The organism is Ruegeria sp. CDSC045 (assembly GCF_059610725.1).
In genome coordinates this window covers 172,229-197,760 of sequence record NZ_JBXWOE010000006.1, presented here as the reverse complement: position 1 = coordinate 197,760, position 25,532 = coordinate 172,229, and the positions used below count along the sequence as shown (strand labels likewise).

The following is a 25,532-nucleotide window of genomic DNA, read 5'->3' as shown; positions in this document are numbered from 1 at the left end:
ATCCGCGCAGGGTGATACCCCGCTTGGCAACCAAGGTGTAACGGATCAGGCCAATGGTGCAAACACTTACTGTCCTCGGGTTGGAAAGCAGCTGTGATGACACGGCCGCCGCAGTCGTGCGCCAATCCGATGATACAGCCGCCGAAGTGCTGTCCTCGGTTGTCTATGGCCAGACCGAATTGCACAGCGCATTTGGTGGCGTGGTGCCTGAGATTGCCGCCCGCGCCCATGCGGAAAAGCTGGATACCTGTGTGATGCAGGCGTTAGAGGCCGCAGGTTTGGGCCTTGCCGACATGGACGCTATTGCCGTAACCGCCGGTCCCGGCCTGATTGGGGGGGTTATGTCAGGCGTCATGTGCGCCAAAGGGATCAGTGCCGCCACGGGCCTGCCATTGATCGGAGTCAACCATCTGGCCGGTCACGCGCTGACGCCACGCCTGACGGACGGGATCGCGTTTCCCTATCTGATGCTGCTGGTTTCGGGCGGGCACTGCCAATACCTGATTGCCCATGGGCCCGAGGAGTTCACCCGCCTTGGCGGCACCATCGACGATGCCCCGGGCGAGGCCTTTGACAAGACAGCCCGCCTGCTGGGCCTGCCGCAACCCGGTGGCCCCTCGGTCGAGGTCGAAGCCCGCACGGGCGATCCCAAACGGTTCCGGTTTCCGCGGCCACTGCTGGACCGTCCGGGCTGCGATTTGTCCTTTTCCGGGCTCAAGACCGCGCTGATGCGAATGCGCGACCAGATCGTGGCCGAAAAAGGTGGCCTGACGCTACAGGACCGCGCCGATCTTTGCGCCGGGTTCCAACAGGCCATCGTGGACACTTTGGCCGAGAAAACCCGCCGCGCAATCGACCTTTACCTATTGGAGGGCCCTGCGGAGGCGGTTGTGTCTGTTGCGGGCGGCGTTGCAGCAAATACGGCCATTCGCACCGCGTTAGAGTCTATCTGCGCCGAAAAAAGTGCCAGATTTACCGCCCCCCCGTTGGCCCTGTGCACCGACAATGCCGCCATGATCGCCTATGCCGGAATTGAACGTTTCCGCACGGGTGCCCGCGATGATCTGACCCTGACCGCGCGTCCGCGTTGGCCTCTGGATCAAACCAGCCCGGCCATGTTGGGCAGCGGTAAAAAAGGAGCCAAAGCATGAGCGTGTCGGTTCTGGGATCCGGAGCGTTTGGAACAGCTCTGGCGATTTCGCTGGCCGGGAAAGGCCCCGTCACGCTATGGGCTCGGGATCCGGAACAGGCCCAGATGATGCAGAACCATCGCGTAAACAGCGCGCGCCTGCCGAATGCACCTTTGCCCAAGGCGATCACGGTTACTTCGGACGCTGATCTGGCGGCAGAAAGCGAAATCATCCTCCTGTCCGTGCCGATGCAGAAATTGCGGAGCGCGCTGTGTGTGCATTCCGCTACCCTCAGAGATAAAACGCTGGTCGCCTGCTGCAAAGGGATAGAGCTGACCTCGGGCCTTGGGCCGGTTTCCGTTATCCGTGAAACCATCCCAGAGGCACGCGCTGCGTTGTTGACCGGGCCAAGCTTTGCGGACGACATCGCGCGCGGCCTTCCCACCGCATTGACCCTCGCTTGTGCGGATGATGCGATTGGTCGTGACCTGCAGCATGAATTGAGCACCACAAATCTGCGCCTCTATCGCACCGCGGATACTATCGGCGCCGAACTTGGTGGGGCCTTGAAAAACGTCATGGCCATTGGGTGCGGGGCCTGCATTGGCGAAGGCATGGGCGAAAGCGCCCGTGCCGCCCTTATGACGCGGGGCTTTGCCGAAATGCAGCGCTTTGCGCTGATGCGCGGGGCCCGCCCTGAAACATTGATGGGCCTGTCGGGTATGGGTGATCTGGTACTGACCTGCTGTTCCGAACTGTCCCGGAACTATCGATTTGGCCTGTCGCTTGGGCGTCAGGATGCTTTTGACACAAACACAACCGTCGAAGGTGTTGCCACGGCCAAGGCTTTGGCCAAAATTGCCAAAGCAGAAGATTTGGACATGCCCATTAGCACCATCGTGTCAGAAATAAGCACCGGAGAATGCAGCGTTGGTGAAGCCATGCGCTGGCTGCTGAACCGACCCCTGAAGGAGGAATAACATGCTGATCGCCCTTATCGCCAAGGATAAACCCGACGCGCTGCAAACCCGGCTGGATAACCGTTCCGCCCATCTTGCCTATATCGAAGAAACCGGTGTTGTTGCCCAGGCCGGGCCCCTTCTGGAAGGCGATGCGATGATCGGATCACTGATCATCCTCGAGGTCGAGGATATGACGGCGGCGCAAAACTGGGCCGACAATGATCCCTATGCCAAAGCAGGTCTGTTCCAGTCGGTTGATCTGATCGTCTGGAAAAAGGTGGTCGGCTGATGGCCTATTGGCTGTTCAAATCCGAACCCTCGACCTGGAGTTGGGACCAGCAAGTCGCCAAGGGCGCAGAGGGCGAAGAATGGGATGGGGTGCGCAACTATCAGGCACGCAATTTCATGCGGCAGATGGCCGTGGGCGACCGTGGTTTTTTCTATCATTCGCAAAAAGACAAGGCGATTGTCGGCATCGTTGAGGTTTGCGCCGAAGCCCATCCAGACAGCACCACCGAAGATGAGCGTTGGGAATGTGTGGATATCAAAGCCGTGCGCCCGTTCACCATCCCGGTCACACTGGATCAGATCAAAGTGGATGAACGTCTGGATGAGATGGTTCTGGTCAAGAATTCCCGCCTGTCCGTACAACCGGTCAGCGATGCCGAATGGCAGGTGATCTGCGATCTGGGGCAGACGAAATCGGATTGATTAAAGGGAAGGTCCTGACAGATGCAGAACCTTCCCTACCCCGCGTGCTCCCGACTCACCACACGCGTATAGAATTTCGGTTCTGACCGTCCTGGTCACAAACTGACACTAGCCCATTTGGCCGGTTTGGCACAAACAACAAGTACCTAAAATTGGAAACGCCCGCCACAGATCGGGCGGGCGCTGATTGGTCGAAACCCGGATTTAGCTATAGACCGACTCTTTGCCGAAATGCTTGGTCAGCATATAGTAAACGACAGCACGATACTTGTTGCGCTCGGACATGCCATAGGTTTCCAGCGCCTTGTTGATCGCTTCCATCAACTCGGGGCCGTCGGAAAGGCCCAGTTTCTTGATCAGGAAGTTGTTTTTGACGGTCACAAGCTCACCTGACTGAGTGGCTGCCACGGTCGACGCGTCGGCGTCATAAATCGCCGGACCACATCCGATTGTGACCTTGGTCAAGAGGTCCATGTCGGGGTCCATCCCGCATTTGTTTTTCAGATCATCTGCGTATTTGGCGATCAGTTCGTCGCGTTTTCCCATGAATATTTCTCCCGTTGAGCAGCTTTGGCTGCGATTTTCAATGCGCCTATGAACAGGTGTCGGAAGGTTAGTCAGTTGTTCTGTTTACACAAAGGGAAAATTTCAGGTCATTCCCCGTAAGCGAAATTATGGCAGCACAGATAGACTCTGCGTACCACAATGCCTGATTCTGGCCTTCTGTTAAGGGTCAGGTGGTTTGGATTTAGGGCGCAGCGGGAAAATGTTGAAACCAGTGCAGCGCGCCGACATGGCACCTGCTAACCGACCGGTGGTTATCTGCAATATCCCCAACCCGGCCCCTGAAGATGGAAGTGGTCCGCATGCAGCCGGTTGTAGTTTGGGCCAAGTACCACCCGAAACCATTCGCATGCACCCCGGCCAATCCGGTGTAGAAAATCTGCTTCGGGTCCGGGTGTTGTCCAGTCCGACAGCAGGCTCAGGCTTCGCCCATCTGCCAACTCGACCCCGACAATATCGATGGCATCAGCGGTGGCATGACTGCTCCAACCGCTGTCCTTTCCCTGCGCGGTGCGCATTCGCCGGCAGTTATAGCTGCCCAGGTGGCGCAAGCTGCGCACCCTGCTGCCAAACATCTCGCGCGCGGCGGGTTGGACCACATGGTGTTCCCACATGGCCAATCGCAGAGCCGTGGCACAACGGGTCTCGACGCCATTGACGCTGGCCGTGGTTAAGCCCGAGAGAACCCCGCGCCCGGCTATTCCGCATTTCTCGTCGACAATCAGATCCTCGACCAGGGAAAAGCTTACCCCCGCCCCGGCCAATGCGGCCCTGCACTGCGTTTCATCGGCCAAAGCTCGTCGCATTTGCACAGGTGTGACCGGCGTGACCCGAGCCGTAATGGTCAGATCTCGCAAAGGGTTCCAGTGGTCCGGAACCGGTGATTGCGGGTGGGACAAAAGCCAGTAGCCACCCCCACCCATCAAAACCACCAAGGCGAGTGCTGAGAAAACGAAAGACGCCGCCAGATGCAATATCCGACGGCGTCCAGAAGGTTTGGTCATGCCTGACCCGCAATCAATAGCGGTAATGTTCAGGCTTATAGGGGCCTTCCGGATTCACACCGATATACGATGCCTGTTCGCTGTCCATCTGCGTCAGCTTCACGCCGATACGGTCCAGATGCAGGCGTGCAACCTTCTCGTCCAGATGTTTAGGCAGGATGTAGACCTTGTTTTCGTACTGATCGCCTTTGGTGAACAGCTCAATCTGGGCCAACACCTGATTGGTGAACGAAGCCGACATCACAAAAGACGGATGACCGGTGGCGTTGCCCAGATTCAGCAGGCGGCCTTCGGACAGCAGGATCAGACGATTGCCCGAGGGCATCTCGATCATGTCCACCTGTTCCTTGATGTTGGTCCACTTGTGGTTCTTCAGGCTAGCCACCTGAATTTCGTTGTCAAAGTGACCAATGTTGCCGACGATGGCCATGTCCTTCATCGCGCGCATATGCTCGATGCGGATCACATCCTTGTTGCCGGTCGTGGTGATGAAGATATCCGCGCTGTCAACTTCGTCTTCCAGCAGCGTAACCTCGAACCCGTCCATCGCGGCCTGCAGGGCGCAGATCGGATCAACTTCGGTCACTTTCACACGGGCACCGGCACCGCGCAGCGACGCGGCCGAGCCTTTGCCCACGTCACCATAGCCACAGACCACGGCAACTTTACCAGCCATCATAGTGTCGGTGGCGCGGCGGATACCGTCGACCAGCGATTCCTTACAGCCATATTTGTTGTCGAACTTCGACTTGGTGACACTGTCGTTGACGTTGATCGCAGGGAAAGGCAGTTGGCCTTCCCTGACCAGCTGGTACAGACGGTTCACGCCGGTCGTGGTTTCTTCGGACACGCCTTGGATCTGGTCGCGCATTTTGGTGAACCAACCGGGGGACGCGGCCATACGTTTGGCGATCTGCGCCTTGATGGCCTCTTCCTCTTCCGAGCCCGGTACGGGGATAATGTCTTCGCCCGCTTCGGCGCGGGCGCCCAGCAGGATATAAAGCGTCGCATCGCCGCCATCGTCCAGGATCATGTTGGGGCCGTCGGTGAACAGGAAGGATTTGTCCAGATAATCCCAATGCTCTTCCAGCGTCTGGCCCTTGATGGCGAACACCGGAATTCCGGCTTCGGCAATCGCCGCCGCCGCGTGGTCCTGGGTTGAGAAGATGTTGCACGACGCCCAACGCACATCCGCGCCCAGCGCCACAAGTGTCTCGATCAGAACGGCTGTCTGGATGGTCATGTGCAGCGACCCGACAATACGCGCGCCCTTCAGGGGCTTTGCGTTACCGTATTCCGCGCGCAGGGCCATCAGGCCCGGCATCTCGGTCTCTGCAATATCCAGTTCTTTGCGGCCAAACCCGGCCAGCGAAATGTCTTTGACGATATAGTCCCCGGCCATCAGGTGCTCCATTCCGGTATAATTCAATCCGGGTTGCCCTAGCATCCCTTTCGGGACGTGGCAACGCAGATGGCCGGAAACGGGGTTTTAAGCCGCCAAAATCAACTTGGTATGCCCTCTACCTTGATTTTGGGGATCGCTTGGAAAAAGTCGGTCCCAACGGCGACAATGCAACTGATGCCGTTCGGACGTGTCACCAAAACGGTATAGCTACCCGTTTCCTGAGAGGTCCAGACCTCCATCACCGATTGCGAGCCACGGGATTTTTGCAATCCACCAAAGGCCAGTTCCTCGGAATAACTGTCCTGTAGCGTTGAAATCAGTTGATCACGCAGCGCACAGCTTTGCTGGGCAAAGGCAGGCGGTGCAGTGGCGGCCATACCAAAGGCCAGAGCAATTCCTAACAAACGCTTGAACATAGCAAGCTCCTTTCGATACGAGTTACGTCCGAGAGGGGCACACCGGGAGGAGCATGCGCCCCCCTCGGTACAAATGTCGGTATCACCGCGCGCTTGTTCAAAGCACGATTGCTCAAGAAAAAGTTGGCAGCTGGTGATCTTGACAGGTACAGCTTACCACAAAAATGCGAATTTAATGTGTCCCACTTCACAAGGCATGGCAGAATGGCAACACAACCCCGCGCATGGCAAAGAATGCTTTCCGGGCGCAGGCTGGACCTGCTGGACCCAACACCGGTGGATATCGAGATTGAGGATATCGCGCATGGGCTGGCCTTTGTGGCCCGCTGGAACGGGCAGACACATGGCGATTTCGCCTATTCGGTGGCCGAGCATTCGCTGTTGGTCGAAGAGCTTTTTGGTCGTATTGCCCCCAAGGCACCGGTCAAATGGCGGCTGGCGGCCCTGTTACACGATGCGCCGGAATACGTGATCGGAGATATGATCTCTCCGGTCAAATCCGCTGTCGGTCCCGACTATGGCGCGCTGGATGACCGGCTGGCTGCGGCAATCCACATCCGGTTCGGCCTGCCCGCTGTGGTGCCTAAAACGGTAAAACGGCAAATCAAAAAGGCCGACAAGATCAGCGCCTGGATGGAAGCCACCCAGATCGCGGGCTTTTCCGAGACCGAGGCGACAAAATTCTTCGGCCGCCCGGACAGGGTTATTATGGAAGGGCTGCAGATCAAATTGCGGCCACCCGTTGAAGTAAGATGTGCCTATACGCATAGACATTCGGCATTGATGGCCGAGATTGAGCCCTGACCACTTTCAGCTTTCTGATCGCGCCACCTTCTGAAAGACTTTGCCGTCAATCTCATGGGCATGCCAACGCACTGGCGTCGCCTTCAGATTTGTTATTTCGGCCTTGCCCTCAGTCTTCTGTACTTCAATCTGCATAATCGTGCTGCTGGCAATGTCTCTATCGGCGAAACCCCACAGCAGACTTCCTAGGGAATAGGCGATTGGCACCGTCCGATCTCCGGTCTGCGTGCGATACAGCTGAATCGGCTGAGGGACATGGGGGTGGTGGCAGACGATAAGATCAGCTCCGAATTCGGCCAAGTCCTGTGCGGCCTCTTGCTGCGCTCGGCGCGGGAACAGCTCGAACTCATGACCCCAATGAATAATCCCAATAACCAGATCACAGCCAGCCGCTTTTGCGTTCGAGATCTGTGTCTTTAGAAGGGTGGTGTCCGGCGCTTGATGCTTTGAAGTCAGCTTGGCGATATTGATGCTCTGCTTTTGACCTTCAGGAAGCGCGTGGCCGTTGGTACCAAAAGCGCAGGACGCAAATCCGAACTTTATCCCTTTTCGTTCGATCGTTTTGACGGCTGTGGCTTCTGTCAAACTCTCATTCACGCCGATTTGCATGATATTTCTGTCACTTAAGACGTTTAGAGTCGTCTCAAGCCCCTCAACACCCATGTCGAGAATATGGTTGTTTGCAAGGTTCAAAACATCAATGAACCTCTCGTTATGGCTGGTCAAAGCATCGAACTGTTCTTCCGACGCACATTCGATCGGCGGGCCGGCGTCCCCGATCACTTCGTCAATCAAAGGCTGTGTCGTTACAGGTGACTCGTAGTTGGCGACCAAAATATCATCCTGAAACAAAAGATCTTCGATCTCAGCATATACCTGGTCTTTTGCGACACTGGCCCTGTGGGTTCTTAGAATGTCCCCGGCAAAGCTCAGAGTGACCGAATTTGATGTGTCACTGATGTCAGCGGTTGAAAGTCGTACGGCCGTTTTAGTCATAAAGCCGGACTGATCCAGCTCCGCTTCAGGCTGCTGAATGGGGTTCTTACTTTTATAGACCCAGTACAGGTTGTCCAAAATGTTCATTTCGGAAAGCTCACCCGCAGCGCCCTTTCGTGGTCGCGCCCAAAACCCAAATCTCTCTGCTGCCCAGGTGACAACAGAGACAATGACTTTAAGGGCAGGGTTGGAAATACGGAGGCTTTCGTATGGCGTATTAGGGAGCGGCGACACTTCGATACATCTCAACTATTTGTTCGGAAAATATAATTATTGAACTTAACGACAACACAAACTGGTTAACAGACACTAAATTAAAGTCTTCAGGGGTGGCGGTCCATCAGCCGCGACAAAGCATATGTTTGATAGCCACCTGTCGAGACTCAATTCGGTTTTCCGGCTTCATGAGTTCTGGCCTGGTATGCGCAAGCTAAACTCACGATCTCATCGCGGGCTGCGCTTCGCCAGGATCCGTTGCAATGTCCGGCGGTGCATGTTCAGGCGTCGTGCGGTTTCACTGACGTTGCGATCACACAGCTCATAAACCCGCTGGATATGCTCCCAGCGCACGCGATCCGCGCTCATCGGGTTTTCCGGCGGCGGGGGCAGTTCGTCGCCCTTGGCCAGCAATGCGTTGGTGATGTCGGTGGCGTCGGCGGGCTTCGACAAATAGTCGGTGGCACCGATCTTGACGGCGGCCACAGCGGTGGCAATCGCGCCGTACCCTGTCAGAACCACAACCCGGCTGTCGGGGCGCTTTTCGCGCAGCACTTCGACCACATCCAGGCCGTTGCCATCCTCCAACCGCAGGTCAACAACCGCATATGCAGGTGGACGTGCTGTGGAAATTGCGCGGCCAGCGGCGACAGAGCCCGCGGTTTCAACCTCGAACCCGCGTTTTTCCATGGCCTTGGCCAGACGTCTCAGAAACGGTTCGTCATCATCCACCAATAACAGCGATTTATCCGGGCCGATGTCGAGGTCAGAGCTGTCCGCCATATTCTATTCTTTCCGCTAATTCACGCCGTTGGCTTAAACATGAGTAATAGCAGCGCCATTGCAAAGGTCAAACAGACCGTTGCGTTCTAGATCTTGTCCAGAAAGCAGCCCACCTTGTCAGCCATCTGCTCGGCTGTGTCATTGCGATCGAAAAATTCGATAAACCCGTCCTGGGGTGTGACCAGATAAGTAAAGGTCGAGTGATCAACCAGATAGTACTCATCACTTTTGTCATGGGCCTTATAATAGGTCTTATAGGCCTTGCTGGCGGCCTTGACCTGATCGGGCGTACCGGTCAGGGCGATGGTCTTACCACCAAGGTTAAAGGCGTAATCGGCCATAACTTCGGGTGTGTCGCGATCCGGGTCGATCGAGATAAACAGCGGCGTCACCGATTGCCCGCGTTCGGCCAGAATATCCACCGCTTCGGCATTGCGGGACATGTCAAAGGGGCAAACATCCGGACAGAAGGTATAGCCGAAGTAGACCAGCGTAGGTTCGGTTATCACCTGTTTGTCGGTCACAGTCTCGCCCTTGCCGTTGATCAGTTCGAAGGGCCCGCCAATGGTGGCCGTACCCCCTGCGATCTGGCTGGACCGGCACTGCGCGAATTTGTCGTCCGAGCCTGCGCCGCGCGTCAGCAGCCACATGGCCCCCAGACCTACGGCCAAAACAACTGTTGCAAGGATAGCGTATAGACGGACCATGGCATCTTACCTGACGATAGAGGAGTTGTTGATCGTTCCGGCCGGGACACCTATCAAGATGAACAGCCGATGCAACAGGACATAATGGACCAATGGCAGATTCCAACATCACTTTTTGGCCTGGTCAGGAACGCAGCTGGATTCGCCTGCGGACGCTGATCCTGCTGCGCTGGGTGGCCATTTTTGGCCAGATCACCGCAATCACCGTGGCGCAACAGACCTATGATGTGCAGTTGGATGTGACGCTGTGCTATCTGGCCATCGGCATTTCGGTCATGGGCAACTTGACGGCTATTCTTGTCTTTCCACGCAACAAACGCCTGTCCGAGTTCGAGAACTTTCTGATGGTGTTGTTCGATTTGTTGCAGCTGACCATCCTGCTGTACCTTACCGGAGGCCTCAATAATCCGTTCGCCTTGCTGTTGGTGGGTCCTGTGACTATCTCGGCCAATGTCATGAGCACCCGGTCAACCCTGATCATCGGTACGGTGGCCATCATTCTGACCACGCTGCTAGCCGAATTTCACCTTCCCCTGCACACGGATGGCGGTGTGGATCTTGAGATCCCTGATATCCTTCTGTTCGGAAACTGGGCTGCCATCGTTATCGCGATCGTTTTCCTGGGGGCCTATTCCCACCGCGTAAGCTCTGAGGTGCAGTCGATGTCTCAGGCGCTGTCGGCCACGCATATGGCCCTCGCTCGTGAACAGAAACTGACCGATCTTGGTGGAGTTGTCGCCGCCGCCGCGCACGAACTTGGAACACCTCTGGCAACAATCAAACTGACCAGTGCCGAACTGATTGAAGAGCTGGACGACCGCCCGGACCTGAAAGAAGACGCCGCCTTGATCCGCGAACAGGCCAATCGTTGCCGCGACATTCTGCGCGACATGGGTCGGGCTGGCAAAGACGACCTCCACCTGAGACAGGCCCCCCTGTCCACTGTCATCCATGAGGCCGCCGAGCCACATATCAACCGCGGCAAGCAGGTACACTTTGCCGAAGGTCCGGTTGGGGATGGCGATGTTCAACAACCTTCGATCCTGCGTAAACCTGAGATCATCCACGGAATGCGCAACCTCATCCAGAATGCTGTGGATTTCGCGCGCAGCAACGTCTGGGTCGAAGCGGAATGGACAGCCGAAAGGATTACGATCAACATCATGGATGACGGCCGCGGGTATCCTTCGCAAATGATTGGCCGGATCGGGGATCCGTTCATGCGCCGACGGCGGGCAGAATCGGAAAAGCGGGCCCGGCCGGAATATGAAGGTATGGGCCTGGGCCTGTTCATCGCAAAAACCCTACTGGAACGCAGCGGTGCGCATTTGGACTTCGCCAATGGCTCTGATCCATATCAGACCTTGTCGGACAATCCCGAACGTATAGGGGCCATCGTCCGGGTATCCTGGCCGCGAAAACTTGTGGATGCACAGACCGGCGACACCCCCGTTCCTTCAGGTGTAAATCAGCATATCCAAGTCTGAGTTAAGACCCCGTTAACCATTTCCACCCATAGCTATACCCATGAATTCACCGCGGGAGAGCACATGGTCGACTGGATCATATTGGCCGTCATCAGTGTGGTGTCTGCCAGTCTGGCGGTTCAATGGCTTTTGCCCCGTCGTCAGCAGACAAGTGACAATTTCGGCCTGTCCGAGCCGGCCTCGTTGTTCAATGTCGTGTTTCTGTTCGACGGTGACCGCCTGATCAGCCACACAGACATCGCTCTGGATGGGTTTGAGGCTGTGCGCGACTGGTCAGATCTGCGTCGGCTGCTGCAGCGGGATTTTCCGGGCTTTCCTGAAACCCCTGAACGCGTCAGGCACGAAGGGAATCTTGTCATCCCCGCCATTGATTGCTCGGTCGAGCGGGACGTTTTGTGCGAATGGATCGACGGGGTCGTGCGCGTACAGCTGCGGGAAAGCTCTGATTACCCCAGAACCGTATTGCGCGAGAATAGCGATCCGATCCGCCTGGCGATGGAGCTGGCGCCCTACCCGGTCTGGCATCTGGATTATCAAAACAAGATCCGCTGGTGCAACGCCGCCTATGTCTCGCTTGTCCGCAAAGTGCGCGGTGGCGATACCGACCTGACTGCACCTCTTTTTCCCGGGCCCGAAAATGGCGCGCGTATCAGCGCCAAGACCCGTGTATTCATTTCGTCCGAAGACAGTGCAAACAAGCTTTGGTTTGACCTGACGATGGTGGACCATCCGGAAGGCAGCCTTTGCTACGCTGTGGACATCAACGCCATCGTCGCCGCCGAGACAGCGCAGCGAAAATTCGTACAGACGATGACCAAAACCTTTGCACAGCTGTCCATCGGCTTGGCCATTTTTGACAGAAATCGCCAACTTGCACTGTTCAACCCCGCCTTGATTGACCTGACCACCCTGCCCCCGGATTTCCTGAGCTGCCGCCCCAACCTGTCCAGTTTCTTTGACCGCCTGCGCGATCAGCACATGATGCCGGAACCCAAGAACTATCGCAGCTGGCGTAATCAGATGAACGATCTGCTGGAGGCCGCAGAAGACGGAAATTACCAGGAAACATGGTCGCTGCCATCCGGCTCGGTCTATTCCGTCAGCGGCCGCCCGCACCCGGATGGTGCGGTGGCCTTTCTGTTCGAAGATATCACGGCCGAGATCACGTTGACCCGCCGCTTTCGGGCGGAAATGGATTTGATGCAATCCATCCTGGATAAGCTGGCCGACGCGGTTGCCGTTTTCGGTGATGACGGTACCTTGGCCTTCACCAATTATGCCTATCAGAAATTATGGGGTGAAGCCGATGGTGCCGGATTTGAACCCGACACGGTTCTGGACGTGACCCGCAACTGGCAGAAACATTGCACGGCCACTCCGATTTTGGGTGAAATCCGGGATTTCGTCGAAATGCGGGACAGCCGGGCTGAGTGGTCAGCCAGAATCCAAATGCGTAATGGAACCGATCTGAACTGCACCATCTGCCCATTGCAAAACGGGGCCACCATCATTCGCTTTGCCACGCACAATGCGTTGCCACAGCACGAGATACAGCAAATCAGCGCCTGAACCGGGTTGCAGCCAATCCAGCGTGGGGCCATTGTGGCGCCATGACGTTACCACCCCTCAGGATCACCCTGAATTCGCCCGAAGATACGACCAAATTTGCCAGTCGGCTGGGTGCAATTCTGCATCCGGGCGACATCCTGCTGCTGCAGGGTGAGATCGGAACCGGTAAGACCCATTTTGCGCGTAGTCTAATCCAATCGCTGATGACCCGGTCCGAGGATGTGCCCTCGCCCACATTCACGCTGGTTCAGGTCTATGACACCCGTAAAGGTGAGATCTGGCACTGCGATCTATACCGGCTGAGCGCGGTGGAGGAAGTCGAAGAGCTTGGGCTGACCGAAGCGATGGAACAAGCGATCTGCCTGATTGAGTGGCCTGAGAAACTGGGCCTGCTGACACCCGGTTCTGCCCTGACGATGACATTTGAAACAGACCCGGACATGCTGGATATGCGCCACATCACCCTCACATGGACCGACGAAAAATGGGCTCAAAAACTGGAGGTCAGCGAATGACAAACCGCGCCGTCCTTGCCGAAGCCCTGATTTCACACACGCCGTGGTCCAAGGCCCGCCGAGAGCCTTTGGCGGGGGATGCCTCGAACCGCCGGTACGAGCGCCTGACCGACCCGGTCACGGGCAAATCCGCTGTTCTGATGGATTCGCCCCCGGGCCAGGCTGAACCGGTCGAAGCCTTCGTACGGATGGCCCGGCATTTACAATCTATCGGGCTAAGCGCCCCACAGATCTACGCCGAAGACACGCAATATGGGTTTCTTCTTTTGGAAGACCTTGGCGATGACCTGTTCGCGCGGGTTCTGGTCAAACATCCCGATATGGAGCGGGAATTATACGAGGCCGCAACAGATGTCCTGATCACGTTGCACGAGGCCCCGACCCTGTCGCTGCAATCTTACGGCCCGGCACTGATGACCGAACTGGCGGCCTTATCCTTCACCAAATACGCCCAAGGGGTTCTTGGCGATTATGACCGGGATGCGCAGGATCGGTTCGAACACCGATTTGCTGATATCCTGCATCAAGAAACATCCGGCACCAAAGTTGTTGTCCAAAGGGATTACCACGCGGAAAACCTGATCTGGCTCCCTGACCGCCAAGGGGTTGAGCGCGTTGGATTGCTGGATTTTCAGACCGCCATGCTGGGCCATCCTGCCTATGATCTTGTGTCTTTGCTCCAGGATGTGCGCCGCAAAGTGACGCCGGGTACGGAAATGCAGATGGTCAGCCACTATATCTCGGCTACGGGCGTCAACGATCATGATTTCCGCAGTGCCTATGCCGTGCTGGGTGCCCAGCGAAATCTGCGGATTCTTGGTGTGTTTACCCGGCTTGCGATCGAGTATGGCAAACCCCATTATGTCGATTTGATCCCCGCTGCGTGGGGCCATCTGATGCGGGATCTGGATCACCCGGCGCTGGTGAATGTTGCCGACCTGCTGCGCGCGGCTCTGCCCGCGCCGACACCCGAAAACCTGAACAGGCTCATACTGAGATGACCCAGCCCCCCAATGCCGTCATGCTGTTCGCAGCCGGGTTCGGCACCCGCATGGGCACCCTGACCCTGAACCGCCCCAAGCCGCTGATCGAGGTAGCCGGGCGCCCGCTGATCGACCATACGCTGGATCTGGTTGACGCGCTTGGGCCGGTTCGCAAAGTGGCCAACCTGCACTATCTGCCGGATCAGCTTGAGGCGCATTTGGCACCGAAAGGCGTACTTGTTTCACACGAAAAGCCCGACATTCTGGATACTGGGGGCGGATTACGGGCAGCTTTGCCCTTATTAGGGTCTGATTCAGTGTTCACGTTGAATTCAGATGCCATTTGGTCCGGCCCGAACCCGCTGACAATACTGCGCGCCGCCTGGAACCCTGATTTGATGGACGCATTGCTAATGTGCATCGCGACCGCGCAGGCGATTGGTCATGCCGGCGCCGGAGACTTTACTGCTGATGAAGCGGGCCGGATTACCCGCGGCCCCGGATTGATCTACGGAGGCGTGCAGATCATGAAGACGGAAGGGCTGGTCGAAATTCCAGACAAGGTGTTTTCGCTGAACCTGCTTTGGGATCGGATGCAAAAGAAAGACCGGCTGTTTGCCCTGACCTATCCCGGCCGCTGGTGCGATGTTGGCCATCCGGAAGGGATCGCCCTTGCTGAAGGTCTGTTGGCGGATGTTTGACCCCTCACCCCTGCCCCGCGTCTTTGCCGTACCTCCGGGTGTGGATTTTCCAAAGACGCTGGTCCGGGGGTTGAGAAATCGCTGTGCCGCTCTTCCGCCCGAGGCTTTGGCCCGAGTGGAGCTGGTTGTTAACACGCGGCGTATGGCTCGCAGGGTGCGTGAGCTGTTCGACCAGGGCCCTGCCTGTTTGTTGCCGCGCCTATCACTGGTGACTGATCTGGGTGAAAGCGTGAATCTGGCGCAGATACCACCCGCAATCCCGCCCCTGCGACGGCGGCTGGAATTGACGCAGCTTGTCTCGAAGCTGCTGGATCAACAACCGGATCTGGCGGCGCGCTCGTCTTTGTTTGACCTGTCAGACAGTCTGGCCGCATTGATAGATGAGATGCAGGGCGAAGGCGTTTCACCCGAAGCGATCCGGCGGCTGGATGTCACCGACATGTCCGGGCATTGGGCCCGCGCGCAGGCGTTTATCGGGATTGCGGATCAGTTCATCGACTCAGAAGACGACATCCTGGACACGCAGGCCCGGCAGCGCCGCGTGGTCGAGAACCTAATCAAACATTGGCGAGTGGATCCACCTCAGCACCCGGTCATTCTTGCCGGCTCGACGGGGTCACGGGGAACGACACTGATGCTGATGCAAGCCGTTGCCTGCCTGCCGCAGGGCGCATTGATCCTGCCGGGTTTTGACTTTGACCAGCCCGATCAGGTTTGGGCTCAGCTGGATGCGGCGTTAACCTCTGAGGATCACCCGCAATACCGGTTCCGGAAGCTGATGAACCAGCTTGGGCAGAACCCGGATCAAATCACAGCCTGGACCCAGGACAATCCACCCTCACCCGCCCGTAACAAACTGATATCGCTTGCGTTACGCCCTGCCCCGATCACGGATGCATGGATGTCCGAAGGTCCACAACTGACCGATCTGCATGGTGCAACCAAGGACCTGACCCTGGTCGAGGCGCAGTCCCCCCGGGCCGAGGCCCTGGCCATAGCACTCCGCTTGCGAGAGGCGGCTGAAACCGGCCAGACCGCCGCTCTGATCACCCCCGACCGCATGCTGACCCGTCAGGTCAGCGCTGCGCTGGATCGGTGGAACATCCTGCCCGATGACAGTGCTGGCCTGCCGCTGCAGCTGTCCCCGCCCGGACGGTTCCTGCGCCATGTCGCGGCCCTGTTCGCGCGCCGATTGGACGGCGAAGCGCTGTTGACCCTGCTGAAACATCCGCTCTGCCATGACGGGGGCGAGCGTGGCTCTCATCTGTTGCACACCCGCGATCTGGAACTGGACCTGCGCCGCCACGGGCCACCATTCCCGGATGCCGCCAGCCTGACGGCATTTGCCATCCGCAAAGAGGTGCCCGAAGGCTGGGTCCAGTGGTTGGTGCAGCATTTCTGCGACCAGCAAATCGCTGATGAGTTGCCACTGGCGGATTGGGTTGATCGCCTCTGCGGGTTGGCTCAGGCCATTTCCGCGGGCAACACCGGCGATTCCGGCACCCTATGGGACAAGAACGCCGGTCAAAAGGCGCTGGCGGTTGTGACCGAGCTGCGAAATGAGGCTCAGCATGGCGGCACTATGACCGCCCATGACTTTGCCGATCTGCTGGGTGCTTTGCTGGCCGGAGAAGAAGTCCGCGACCGCGACGCGCCACACCCCCGGATCATGATCTGGGGCACGCTCGAGGCCCGGGTGCAGGGCGCCGATTTGCTAATCCTTGGCGGTTTGAACGAGGGCAGTTGGCCCGAGGCGCCCGCGCCCGATCCCTGGTTGAACAGGCAGATGCGCGATAAGGCCGGGCTGTTGCTGCCAGAGCGGCGCATTGGCCTGTCGGCACATGACTTTCAGCAGGCTATCGGCGCGCCCGAGGTCTGGCTGACCCGGTCGACCCGGTCCGACGATGCCGAAACCGTTCCTTCCCGCTGGTTGAATCGGTTAACCAACCTGTTGAGTGGCCTGGCAGAACAGGGTGGCCAAACCGCCCTTGCAGAAATGCGCGGCCGAGGGCGGCAATATCTGGGGTGGTCCGAACAACTAGAATACGCTCCAGAAATCAAGGCGGCACCGCGCCCATCTCCGCGCCCTCCGGTCGGGTCGCGCCCGCGCCGACTGAGCGTCACCGAGATCAAGCGCCTGATCCGTGATCCTTATGCGATCTACGCCAAACATGTGCTGCGGTTAAAACCTCTGGACCCTTTGGTTCAGGCCCCGGATGCGCTGCTGCGCGGGATCGTGATCCACGAGATTTTGGAGCAATTCGTCAAGGACAGCGTGCTGGACACGGCCTTGCTGACACGCGAAAGCTTCCTGAAACGCGCCGAAAGCCTGCTGGTCCAGCATGTCCCATGGCCCACAGCGCGCAAATTATGGCTCGCGCGGCTGGAACGGATTGCGGATGATTTCCTGCGGGCCGAGAACACCCGGCGCAGCGATGGTGGGCCTGTGGCTTTTGAGGCCGCGATGAAACTGGCGCTCAGTCCGCTGGATTTCACCATAGTCGGGCGCGCCGACCGCATTGACCTGAACAGCCGCGGGGCGCTGCGGCTGGTCGACTATAAAACCGGTGCGCCTCCGACCGAAAGCCAGCAGGCCAAGTTTGACAAACAGTTGCTGATCGAAGCCGCAATGGCCGAGCAGGGCGGGATCGAAGGGTTTGACCCGCTGCCTGTGGCCGAAGCAATTTTTGTCGGCATGGGCGGCACCTATAAAGAGATACCCGCGCCTCTGACCAAAGAGCCGGTCGACAAGGTCCTAGCCGAGCTGAAACAGCTGATTTCCTCCTATTTAGAGCCTTATCAAGGCTTCACCTCGCGCCGCATGCTGCACAAGGATACCGATATCGGGGACTATGATCATCTGGCACGTTTCGGAGAGTGGGACCGAACCAGCAACAGCGCCCCCGAGGACCTGAAATGAGCACCCGCAACGACGCAACCGAACGGCAGGTGCAGGCCGCACGACCCGATGCCTCGACCTGGCTGGCGGCAAATGCGGGATCTGGCAAAACGCGGGTTCTGACCGATCGGGTGGCGCGGCTGTTGCTGGACGGGGTGCAGCCGCAACACATCCTCTGCCTGACTTACACTAAGGCTGCAGCCAGCGAGATGCAAAACCGGTTGTTCAAACGCCTCGGTGAGTGGGCCATGCTGGGGGATGCTCCGCTATTGGCGCAGTTGACCGATCTGGGCGTTCAGGGTGCGATTGACCCGGACCGTCTGGCACAGGCCCGCACATTGTTTGCCCGTGCGATCGAAACGCCCGGCGGGCTGAAAATTCAGACCATCCACTCTTTCTGCGCCTCGCTGCTGCGCCGTTTCCCACTTGAGGCTGGAGTAAGCCCACAATTCACCGAGATGGAGGATCGGGCCGCCGCCTTGCTGCGCGAAGAAATCGTCGAGGATTTTGCCCAAGGGCCTATGGCCAATCTGATCGGCGATGTCGCCCGTTTTGTGACTGACACAGGGTTCGACAAACTGACCGCCGCCATCACGCAAAAGCGCAATCTGTTTGCGCAGGCCGTCGATTGGTCGCAGGTTTTGCAGCAATTCAATCTGCCCGCCGGTTTTGACGAACAGCTCTTGCTGGGTCAGGTGTTTTTGGGGGGTGAGGTCGACCTTATTCGCAGCGTCCTGCCCGCACTAACCGAAAGCGGCGGGAACAACGCCAAGGCAGCCACCAGGCTAGCAGCCTTCACCCGTTCCGAAATCGGCGCGCTGCCAGTGCTTGAGGATGTATTTCTAACCGGAAAGGCGGCCAAGGACCCGTTTACCGCCAAGATTAACGCTTTCCCGACCAAACCCCTGCGCGAAGGTGTTCTGGCGGGTCAGATGCCACAGCTAGAGGCGTTGATGTTGCGCATTGAAGCCGCGCGTGAACAGCGGCTTGCACTGGTTGCGGCCCGCAAAACGCTGGCGCTTCATCGGTTCGCAATGGCCTTTCTGCCAGAATATGAGCGGCGCAAGCAACTGCGCGGCTGGCTGGACTTTGACGACCTGATCTTGCGCGCCCGAAACGTACTGAACGACCCGGCGGTAGCGTCTTGGGTATTGTACCGGCTGGACGGCGGGATTGACCACATTCTTGTGGATGAGGCCCAGGATACCAGCCCGGACCAATGGGACGTCGTCGAAAAGTTGGCGCAGGAATTCACCAGCGGGGAGGGGGCCCGGTCCGGGATTGAGCGCACTATTTTCGTGGTGGGTGACAAGAAACAATCGATCTATTCCTTCCAGGGGGCCGACCCTCAGGCCTTTGACAGGATGCAGGCCGAATTTGGGCGGAAACTGGAAGAATCAGGCTCTAAACTGTGGGATTCTACGCTGGAGTACTCGTTCCGCTCCTCCAGCGCCATTCTGTCTCTGGTCGATATTCTGTTCGAAAACCATGCCGAGGCCGGGTTTCACAAAGAAAGCCAGCACCGCGCCTTCAAGTCCGATCTGCCAGGGCGCGTCGACCTATGGCCGGTGGTCGAAAAAGTCAAAGACGAGGAAGATACCGAATGGACCGACCCGGTGGACCGCCCTGGAGCGCGCCACCATACCGTTGTTCTGGCCGAGCAGGTTGCACAGTCGATCAGGGATATGATCGAACAGGGGGAAACCATCCCCGAAGATGGCGAGGTACCGGGCAGTTTCGTCCGGCGAAAGGTACAGCCGGGGGATTTTCTGATCCTCGTCCAGCGCCGCTCGGACCTGTTTGCTGAGATCATCCGCGCCTGCAAGGCTGCCGAACTGCCGATTGCAGGGGCTGACCGGTTGAAGGTCGGAGCCGAGCTTGCGGTCAAGGACCTGGCGGCTCTGCTGAGCTTTTTGGCCACGCCCGAAGACAGCTTGTCGCTGGCCACGGTACTGAAATCGCCTCTGTTTGGCTGGTCCGAACAGCGGCTTTTTGATCTGGCACATCGGCGACAAGAGCAATTCCTTTGGGCAGCGCTGCGAAATCGGGCCGAGGAGTTTCCCGAGACGCTGGCCATTCTGAATGACCTACGCAGCCAAATCGACTTTCTGCGCCCCTATGACCTGATCGAGCGGATTCTGACCCGTCATCACGGGAGACGCCTGTTGTTGGGTCGGCTGGGCCCCGAGGCCGAAGACGGCATCAACGCGCTGTTGTCACAGGCGCTGGCCTATGAACGCACCGACATTCCAAGCCTGACAGGTTTTTTAGTCTGGATGCAGACGGACGATCTGGAGATCAAACGGCAGATGAGCGGTGTCGGCAACATGATCCGCGTGATGACCGTGCACGGATCGAAAGGGTTGGAAGCCCCCATCGTGATCCTGCCGGATACCGGCAGACGGCAAGCCCCGCGCGATGCCGAGATCATGGTGACGGATGCTAAGCCACTATGGAAAGTACCGGCAGACGCGTCCCCGGCGCTGATCGCGCAGGCGCGAGCCGAGGCGCGCGAACGGGAAGAGAATGAACGGTTGCGCCTGTTATACGTGGCGCTGACCCGTGCAGAGAAGTGGCTAATCGTTGGTGCGGCAGGGGATGTCGGCAAGGACGGAACCAGCTGGTATCAACTGGTGCAGGCGGCTATGGCGCGGGCAGGGGCAACAGCTTTGCCCAACAGTGAGATCCTGCGCTTGTCGCACGGAGATTGGCATGGTCCGGAATCTATCGAACACACAGGCGCCGTTCATGCCCACAGCGAATTGCCACCGACCTTCCTGAATTCCGCCCCCGCCATTGATGCGGCGCCGGAAACCCTCAGCCCGTCTGATCTGGGCGGGGCCAAAGCCTTGCCCGGGGACATGGGCCAGGATGAAGAGGCCGCCAAGCTGCGCGGCACCCGCCTGCACCTGCTGCTGGAGCATTTGCCGCGGGTCCTTCCTGAGAACTGGCCGCAGCTTTGCGCACGGGTTCTTCCCGATATGCGTGAGACCGAGCGGCAAGGATTGCTGGCCGAGGCGCAAAATGTGTTGACGGCGGATCACCTGAAGGCCGTGTTCGCCCCCGATACCTTGGCCGAAGTCCCGGTAACGGCCGATCTGGGAGGGCGGCGTATCCATGGTGTCATTGATCGGGTGATCGTCACCAAAACGGACGTCCAGGTAATTGATTTTAAATCGAATATGACAGTGCCAGACAATGCAGCAACCTGCCCCGAAGGACTGCTGCGACAGATGGGTGCCTATGCTGATTCATTGTCGCAGATCTATCCGGACCGCGAAGTCAGAACCGCAATTCTGTGGACCCGAACAGCGCAGCTGATGTGGCTGCCACACGATCTGGTGAAAGCTGCGCTGACCCGTGCGCTGACGCCTTGACCTTGGCATACCCGACACCTAGTTTCAGTGACCAAGCATTCCCCATTCAGGAGACAGAATATGTCGACCGTAGCTGTTACCGACGATACTTTTGACGCCGAAGTCAAGAATTCCGACATCCCCGTAGTTGTCGATTTCTGGGCCGAATGGTGTGGCCCCTGTAAACAGATCGGACCCGCTCTGGAAGAGCTGGCGGCTGAATATGGCGACAAGGTCAAGATCGCCAAAGTCGATGTAGACAGCAACCCGAACTCTGCCGCCGCCATGGGCGTACGTGGCATCCCGGCGCTGTTCATCTTCAAGGATGGTCAGGTCGTTTCGAACCGCGCAGGCGCCGCACCGAAAGCCGCGCTGCAAAGCTGGATCGAAGAAGCGCTCTGATCCGGTTCGGGAAACAACGTTTGAAGGCGCCTTATTCGGGGCGCCTTTTTTCGTATCTGGGGCAAAGCGCTTCCGCCTGAATTGTCTGACTGGAAAAAGCGGCGCAGAAAAAGAAAAAGCCGCCCAGACCCGGGCGGCTTATCTTGAATTCACGAATTCTCGTGGATCAGAGGGTGGTGATATCCGCGCGGCACAGGCCGATATCGTCCAGCTGTTCATCACTGAGAGCCGACAGGGCATTGCGGGTTTTGCGGGATTCATTCCAATCGGCGGCTTTTTCAAAAGCGCCAAAAAACGCGTCCACTACATGCAGGATGGTAGCTGCTCCGAGCGGCGCATGGATATTTGCGGTAGTTGCCATTTGCGCATTCCTTATAAACAGAAACAGCCGACCCGTTGTCGGTTGTGAGCCTCATGTAGGATTTTCAACTGAGTCCCACAATTGCTGGTTTTACAGCCCCGATTTGCGTTTTTTGCATATCTTATAAGCAAGTTGTGAACTGTTGCGCTGCGGATGAGACCGGCCCATATAGAACAGCAGGCGAAAACGGAGGCCCCCATGGCAGACAGCGACTTTCCCGGTTGGCACGGCACAACCATTATTGGCGTCAAAAAAGGCGGGCAGGTGGTCATTGCCGGGGACGGGCAAGTCAGCTTGGGCCAGACCGTGATCAAAGGGACCGCGCGCAAGGTACGCCGCCTGTCACCCGGCGGGTTCGAGGTTGTCGCAGGCTTCGCCGGATCAACCGCCGATGCCTTTACCCTGCTGGAACGTCTGGAAACCAAGCTTGAGGCCACGCCCGGCCAACTGGCGCGCGCCTCGGTCGAGCTGGCCAAGGACTGGCGCACCGACAAATACCTGCAAAAGCTTGAGGCGATGTTGATCGTCACTGATGGCAAGGATCTGCTGGTGATCACCGGGGCAGGGGATGTGCTGGAGCCGGAACACAACGTGGCTGCCATCGGATCGGGTGGTAATTTTGCCCTGGCAGCGGCGCGCGCGATGATGGATGGCGACAAACCGGCGGAACAAGTCGCCCGCGAAGCCATGGCCATCGCCGCCGATATCTGCGTCTATACCAATGGCAATCTCACGGTTGAGACGATCTAAGACGCAAGTTGTCTCAGGCCAACAGCTCTCGGATCTCTTTGCCCTTCCACCGCATATGCATCCCGACCAGCCCCAACAGGGCGGTCAGGATCACGATGTAGTAGGGCAGTCGGATGTCGATACTCATCAACCCGCCGCCGATCAGGGACATGACGCCCCCGGCCAGACAGAAGACGGCCGTGGTCACCCCCATGACCCAGCCTTGATCGGTGTCGCTGACACTGGAGGAAAACAGGCCCAGCAGTGTCGGGTATGAGACGCCAAAGAAGAAATAGAAGAAAAAGACCGGGACATAGCTCAGCACACCGCTGGGGCTGAAGGCGAAACCTAGGCCGCTGATCACCATCACAACCAGTGAGACATAGATGATCTGGTGTTTGCTGAACCGTTCCTGCGCAGGTTTGACCAGGAAGGTGCTGGAAAAGGCCAGCGCAACCCCAATGACGACCATGGCCATGCTGCCGCCGATGACCCCGTATCCAAATGCGCTGGTCAGGAAGTTGTCGACAAACACATAGAAGGTCACATTGGCGATCATGAACAGGCCATAGACCGGCATGATTTTCAGAACCATCGGATGTTCGCGCACCGCTATCAGGCTGTCGGTGATATCGCGGGGGCGAAAGACAAAGGGCTCACGCTCGGTCCGGGTATCCTTGAAATACGCGGCGACAAGGAAAATGGCGATCAACACCAGAACAAAGGCGCCGTAGAATGGCGTTTTCAGCGTCGCCGCGCTGCCCAGCAGGGCCGAGTCCGACAGGACCGCGCCAATAATGGGACCGCCAACCAGGCCAAAGCTGACACCTGTCACGATATAGCCCATGTTGCGGTCGCGGTCAGTGACATCGGTGCTGCCGTCAATCATTGCCGCCTGCGCGATCGGCTGGTTGCCAGCCGTAAACCCCGTGATCGACCGGCCGACAATCAACAGCAACAGGCTGTTGAGATACAGCGCAGCGATGGTCAGCGCATAACCTATCAATGCCCCTCCCAGACACACTAGCAGCGCGTTCTTGCGACCAATGGAATCTGAAACCTTAGAGACATAGACCACGCCCAGAAACCAGGACAGAAAGAAACAGCCAATCACCAAGCCGTAGTAGAAATGCCGGGTGCCCATGGCCGTGTTTTCAGACAGGAACCCCGATTTCGTCTCCATGATCAGTGAGTTGATGATCGGAAAGACCAACCCTTGCCCGATCAGGTCGACAAACACGACAAACAGCAGGGTGATCTTGGCAATCTTGGTCATTTCCGCGCTCCGGGCTCTCAACGCTTTGAAATCACTGTACCAGAGGCCGGGCGCTATACCTATGGAAAGCATTTGCAAACCGGGTGGGGCATTGCTAACCAACGCTGCCGCTGTTGTTTTCGCCGTTGCGGTGATTACCTAGACCGCAGCCAACTTATGCCGACCGAAAGGACTGCCCCCGTGACCGACCTGACCCCGCGCGAGATTGTCTCGGAACTGGATCGCTTTATCATCGGGCAGAAGGATGCCAAGCGTGCAGTCGCCGTGGCGCTGCGTAATCGCTGGCGGCGCAAGCAACTGGCTGATGACATCCGGGATGAGGTTTATCCCAAGAATATCCTGATGATCGGCCCCACCGGCGTTGGCAAGACTGAGATCAGCCGGCGTCTGGCCAAGTTGGCCCGCGCACCCTTCATCAAAGTCGAGGCCACCAAATTCACCGAGGTTGGATATGTTGGCCGCGATGTGGAACAGATCGTGCGTGATCTGGCCGATGCCGCGATCCTGCAGACCCGTGAATTCATGCGTGAGGACGTCAAAGCCAAGGCCCATCAGGCCGCCGAAGACCGGGTGATTACTGCCATTGCCGGGGAAGACGCACGTGAGGGCACCCGCGAGATGTTCCGCAAAAAGCTCAAATCCGGAGAACTGGACGACACAGTGATCGAGCTGGAACTGACGGATACCTCAAGCCAGATGCCGATGTTCGATATCCCTGGCCAACCCGGCAGTCAGATGGGGATGATGAATCTGGGCGATATTTTCGGCAAGGCCTTTGGCGGGCGCACCGTCAAGAAACGCCTGACCGTCGCCGAAAGCTATGACATGCTGATCGGAGAAGAGGCCGACAAACTGTTGGATGACGAAACCGTAAACCGCGCGGCGCTGGAATCGGTTGAACAGAACGGCATCGTGTTTCTGGACGAGATCGACAAGGTTTGCGCCCGTTCGGACGCACGCGGCGGTGATGTCAGCCGAGAGGGGGTGCAGCGTGACCTGTTGCCTCTGATCGAAGGCACAACCGTCTCCACCAAGCATGGGCCGGTCAAAACCGACCACATTCTTTTCATTGCCTCAGGCGCGTTTCATATTGCCAAACCATCCGACCTGTTGCCGGAACTGCAGGGGCGCCTGCCGATCCGTGTCGAGCTGCGCGCACTGACCGAAGAGGATTTCGTCCGCATCCTGACCGAGACAGACAACGCGCTGACCCGCCAGTACACTGCCTTGATGGGCACCGAGGATGTCACGGTCAGCTTTACCGAGGACGGCATCGCAGCCCTGGCGAAAATCGCAGCGGATGTGAACCAAAGCGTCGAGAATATCGGTGCACGTCGGCTTTACACCGTGATGGAGCGCGTATTCGAGGAATTGTCTTTCACAGCCCCCGATCAGGCCGGTTTGGAAATCACCGTGAATGCACAGTTCGTTGACGACAATCTGGGTGAGCTGACAAAGTCTACGGACCTCAGCCGTTACGTTCTGTAATATCTCCAGCCGGTTTTTGCCGGTCCGTGTCATTGACCCCGCTGGACCTGGGATCAGAATAGAGTAGC

24 protein-coding genes are annotated in these 25,532 nt (G+C 57.9%); 15 read left to right on the top strand and 9 right to left on the bottom strand.

The features are described from left to right. The first annotated feature begins 53 nt into the window (after nt 1–53). Genes tsaD through AC2FH6_RS12755 form a run of 4 tightly spaced genes read left to right on the top strand, consistent with a single transcriptional unit; the run spans nt 54 to nt 2,803 of the window. Nucleotides 54–1,151 (top strand): tRNA (adenosine(37)-N6)-threonylcarbamoyltransferase complex transferase subunit TsaD, encoded by a 1,098-nt coding sequence (gene tsaD / locus AC2FH6_RS12770; RefSeq protein ID WP_496702946.1) that lies wholly within the window; start codon nt 54–56, stop codon nt 1,149–1,151. Continuing rightward, nucleotides 1,148–2,110 (top strand): NAD(P)H-dependent glycerol-3-phosphate dehydrogenase, encoded by a 963-nt coding sequence (locus AC2FH6_RS12765; protein ID WP_496702944.1) that lies wholly within the window; start codon nt 1,148–1,150, stop codon nt 2,108–2,110. Before tsaD ends, AC2FH6_RS12765 begins: the two co-directional genes overlap by 4 nt. A 1-nt stretch (nt 2,111) precedes the next feature. Then, nucleotides 2,112–2,381 carry a YciI family protein gene (locus AC2FH6_RS12760; protein WP_282027485.1) on the top strand — a complete coding sequence of 90 codons (270 nt, stop codon included), beginning with the start codon at nt 2,112–2,114 and terminating at the stop codon, nt 2,379–2,381. After that, entirely contained in the window at nt 2,381–2,803 is a 423-nt protein-coding gene (locus tag AC2FH6_RS12755) for an EVE domain-containing protein (protein ID WP_281995804.1), read from the top strand. The genes AC2FH6_RS12760 and AC2FH6_RS12755 overlap by 1 nt, the downstream gene beginning before the upstream one ends. Before the next feature lie 204 nt (nt 2,804–3,007). Here AC2FH6_RS12755 and AC2FH6_RS12750 read toward each other — a convergent pair whose 3' ends face one another. The 4 genes from AC2FH6_RS12750 to AC2FH6_RS12735 all read right to left on the bottom strand — a co-directional run bounded on the left by AC2FH6_RS12750 (nt 3,008) and on the right by AC2FH6_RS12735 (nt 6,192). Beyond that, nucleotides 3,008–3,349, bottom strand: coding sequence for a DUF2853 family protein (locus AC2FH6_RS12750; protein WP_496702942.1), 342 nt, complete (start codon nt 3,347–3,349; stop codon nt 3,008–3,010). Nucleotides 3,350–3,621: 272 nt separating this feature from the next. After that, nucleotides 3,622–4,371, bottom strand: coding sequence for an extensin-like domain-containing protein (locus tag AC2FH6_RS12745; protein WP_496702940.1), 750 nt, complete (start codon nt 4,369–4,371; stop codon nt 3,622–3,624). A 13-nt stretch (nt 4,372–4,384) separates the two neighbouring features. Then, nucleotides 4,385–5,773, bottom strand: a complete 1,389-nt coding sequence (gene ahcY, locus AC2FH6_RS12740) for an adenosylhomocysteinase (protein WP_282022174.1) — start codon at nt 5,771–5,773, stop codon at nt 4,385–4,387. Nucleotides 5,774–5,874: 101 nt separating this feature from the next. Next, nucleotides 5,875–6,192 (bottom strand): hypothetical protein, encoded by a 318-nt coding sequence (locus AC2FH6_RS12735; RefSeq protein WP_496702938.1) that lies wholly within the window; start codon nt 6,190–6,192, stop codon nt 5,875–5,877. Between the two features lie 204 nt (nt 6,193–6,396). On the opposite strand from AC2FH6_RS12735, the gene AC2FH6_RS12730 reads away from it, so the two are divergent. After that, the gene (locus AC2FH6_RS12730; protein WP_496702936.1) at nt 6,397–6,996 is read left to right on the top strand and encodes an HD domain-containing protein; all 600 of its coding nucleotides are present in this window, start codon (nt 6,397–6,399) and stop codon (nt 6,994–6,996) included. A gap of 6 nt (nt 6,997–7,002) precedes the next feature. Here the strand turns inward: AC2FH6_RS12730 and AC2FH6_RS12725 are convergent, their stop codons facing one another. From AC2FH6_RS12725 to AC2FH6_RS12715, 3 genes are all read right to left on the bottom strand, one after another. After that, nucleotides 7,003–8,079, bottom strand: a complete 1,077-nt coding sequence (locus tag AC2FH6_RS12725) for a CapA family protein (RefSeq protein ID WP_496702935.1) — start codon at nt 8,077–8,079, stop codon at nt 7,003–7,005. A gap of 357 nt (nt 8,080–8,436) precedes the next feature. Beyond that, nucleotides 8,437–8,991 (bottom strand): ActR/PrrA/RegA family redox response regulator transcription factor, encoded by a 555-nt coding sequence (locus AC2FH6_RS12720; protein WP_142637470.1) that lies wholly within the window; start codon nt 8,989–8,991, stop codon nt 8,437–8,439. Nucleotides 8,992–9,077: 86 nt separating this feature from the next. Then, nucleotides 9,078–9,698, bottom strand: coding sequence for an SCO family protein (locus AC2FH6_RS12715; RefSeq protein WP_281973374.1), 621 nt, complete (start codon nt 9,696–9,698; stop codon nt 9,078–9,080). 92 nt (nt 9,699–9,790) lie between these two features. Here AC2FH6_RS12715 and regB point away from each other — a divergent pair, with 92 nt between their 5' ends. The 8 genes from regB to trxA all read left to right on the top strand — a co-directional run bounded on the left by regB (nt 9,791) and on the right by trxA (nt 21,610). Continuing rightward, nucleotides 9,791–11,185, top strand: a complete 1,395-nt coding sequence (gene regB / locus AC2FH6_RS12710) for a sensor histidine kinase RegB (protein ID WP_142637465.1) — start codon at nt 9,791–9,793, stop codon at nt 11,183–11,185. Between the two features lie 63 nt (nt 11,186–11,248). Then, nucleotides 11,249–12,754 carry a PAS-domain containing protein gene (locus AC2FH6_RS12705; RefSeq protein WP_142637463.1) on the top strand — a complete coding sequence of 502 codons (1,506 nt, stop codon included), beginning with the start codon at nt 11,249–11,251 and terminating at the stop codon, nt 12,752–12,754. A gap of 41 nt (nt 12,755–12,795) precedes the next feature. After that, nucleotides 12,796–13,269, top strand: coding sequence for a tRNA (adenosine(37)-N6)-threonylcarbamoyltransferase complex ATPase subunit type 1 TsaE (gene tsaE, locus AC2FH6_RS12700; protein WP_496702933.1), 474 nt, complete (start codon nt 12,796–12,798; stop codon nt 13,267–13,269). Then, nucleotides 13,266–14,270, top strand: a complete 1,005-nt coding sequence (locus AC2FH6_RS12695) for an aminoglycoside phosphotransferase family protein (protein WP_496702931.1) — start codon at nt 13,266–13,268, stop codon at nt 14,268–14,270. Before tsaE ends, AC2FH6_RS12695 begins: the two co-directional genes overlap by 4 nt. Then, nucleotides 14,267–14,953 (top strand): nucleotidyltransferase family protein, encoded by a 687-nt coding sequence (locus AC2FH6_RS12690; protein WP_496702929.1) that lies wholly within the window; start codon nt 14,267–14,269, stop codon nt 14,951–14,953. The genes AC2FH6_RS12695 and AC2FH6_RS12690 overlap by 4 nt, the downstream gene beginning before the upstream one ends. Continuing rightward, on the top strand, nt 14,946–17,873 hold the full coding sequence (gene addB, locus AC2FH6_RS12685) for a double-strand break repair protein AddB (protein WP_496702927.1): 2,928 nt from the start codon (nt 14,946–14,948) through the stop codon (nt 17,871–17,873). The genes AC2FH6_RS12690 and addB overlap by 8 nt, the downstream gene beginning before the upstream one ends. Continuing rightward, on the top strand, nt 17,870–21,229 hold the full coding sequence (addA, locus tag AC2FH6_RS12680) for a double-strand break repair helicase AddA (RefSeq protein ID WP_496702925.1): 3,360 nt from the start codon (nt 17,870–17,872) through the stop codon (nt 21,227–21,229). Before addB ends, addA begins: the two co-directional genes overlap by 4 nt. A gap of 60 nt (nt 21,230–21,289) precedes the next feature. Further along, nucleotides 21,290–21,610 carry a thioredoxin gene (trxA, locus tag AC2FH6_RS12675; protein WP_271950641.1) on the top strand — a complete coding sequence of 107 codons (321 nt, stop codon included), beginning with the start codon at nt 21,290–21,292 and terminating at the stop codon, nt 21,608–21,610. 166 nt (nt 21,611–21,776) lie between these two features. Here trxA and AC2FH6_RS12670 read toward each other — a convergent pair whose 3' ends face one another. Next, entirely contained in the window at nt 21,777–21,971 is a 195-nt protein-coding gene (locus tag AC2FH6_RS12670; RefSeq protein WP_142637449.1) for a DUF1127 domain-containing protein, read from the bottom strand. Nucleotides 21,972–22,169: 198 nt separating this feature from the next. Between AC2FH6_RS12670 and hslV the strand changes: the two genes are divergently transcribed. After that, complete coding sequence (gene hslV, locus AC2FH6_RS12665; protein WP_142637447.1) at nt 22,170–22,721, top strand: ATP-dependent protease subunit HslV; 552 nt, start codon at nt 22,170–22,172, stop codon at nt 22,719–22,721. A gap of 13 nt (nt 22,722–22,734) precedes the next feature. On the opposite strand, the gene AC2FH6_RS12660 is transcribed toward hslV, so the two are convergent. Beyond that, nucleotides 22,735–23,976 carry an MFS transporter gene (locus AC2FH6_RS12660; RefSeq protein WP_496702923.1) on the bottom strand — a complete coding sequence of 414 codons (1,242 nt, stop codon included), beginning with the start codon at nt 23,974–23,976 and terminating at the stop codon, nt 22,735–22,737. A gap of 180 nt (nt 23,977–24,156) precedes the next feature. Here AC2FH6_RS12660 and hslU point away from each other — a divergent pair, with 180 nt between their 5' ends. Continuing rightward, nucleotides 24,157–25,464, top strand: a complete 1,308-nt coding sequence (hslU, locus tag AC2FH6_RS12655) for an ATP-dependent protease ATPase subunit HslU (RefSeq protein ID WP_142637444.1) — start codon at nt 24,157–24,159, stop codon at nt 25,462–25,464. Nucleotides 25,465–25,532: the final 68 nt, after the last annotated feature.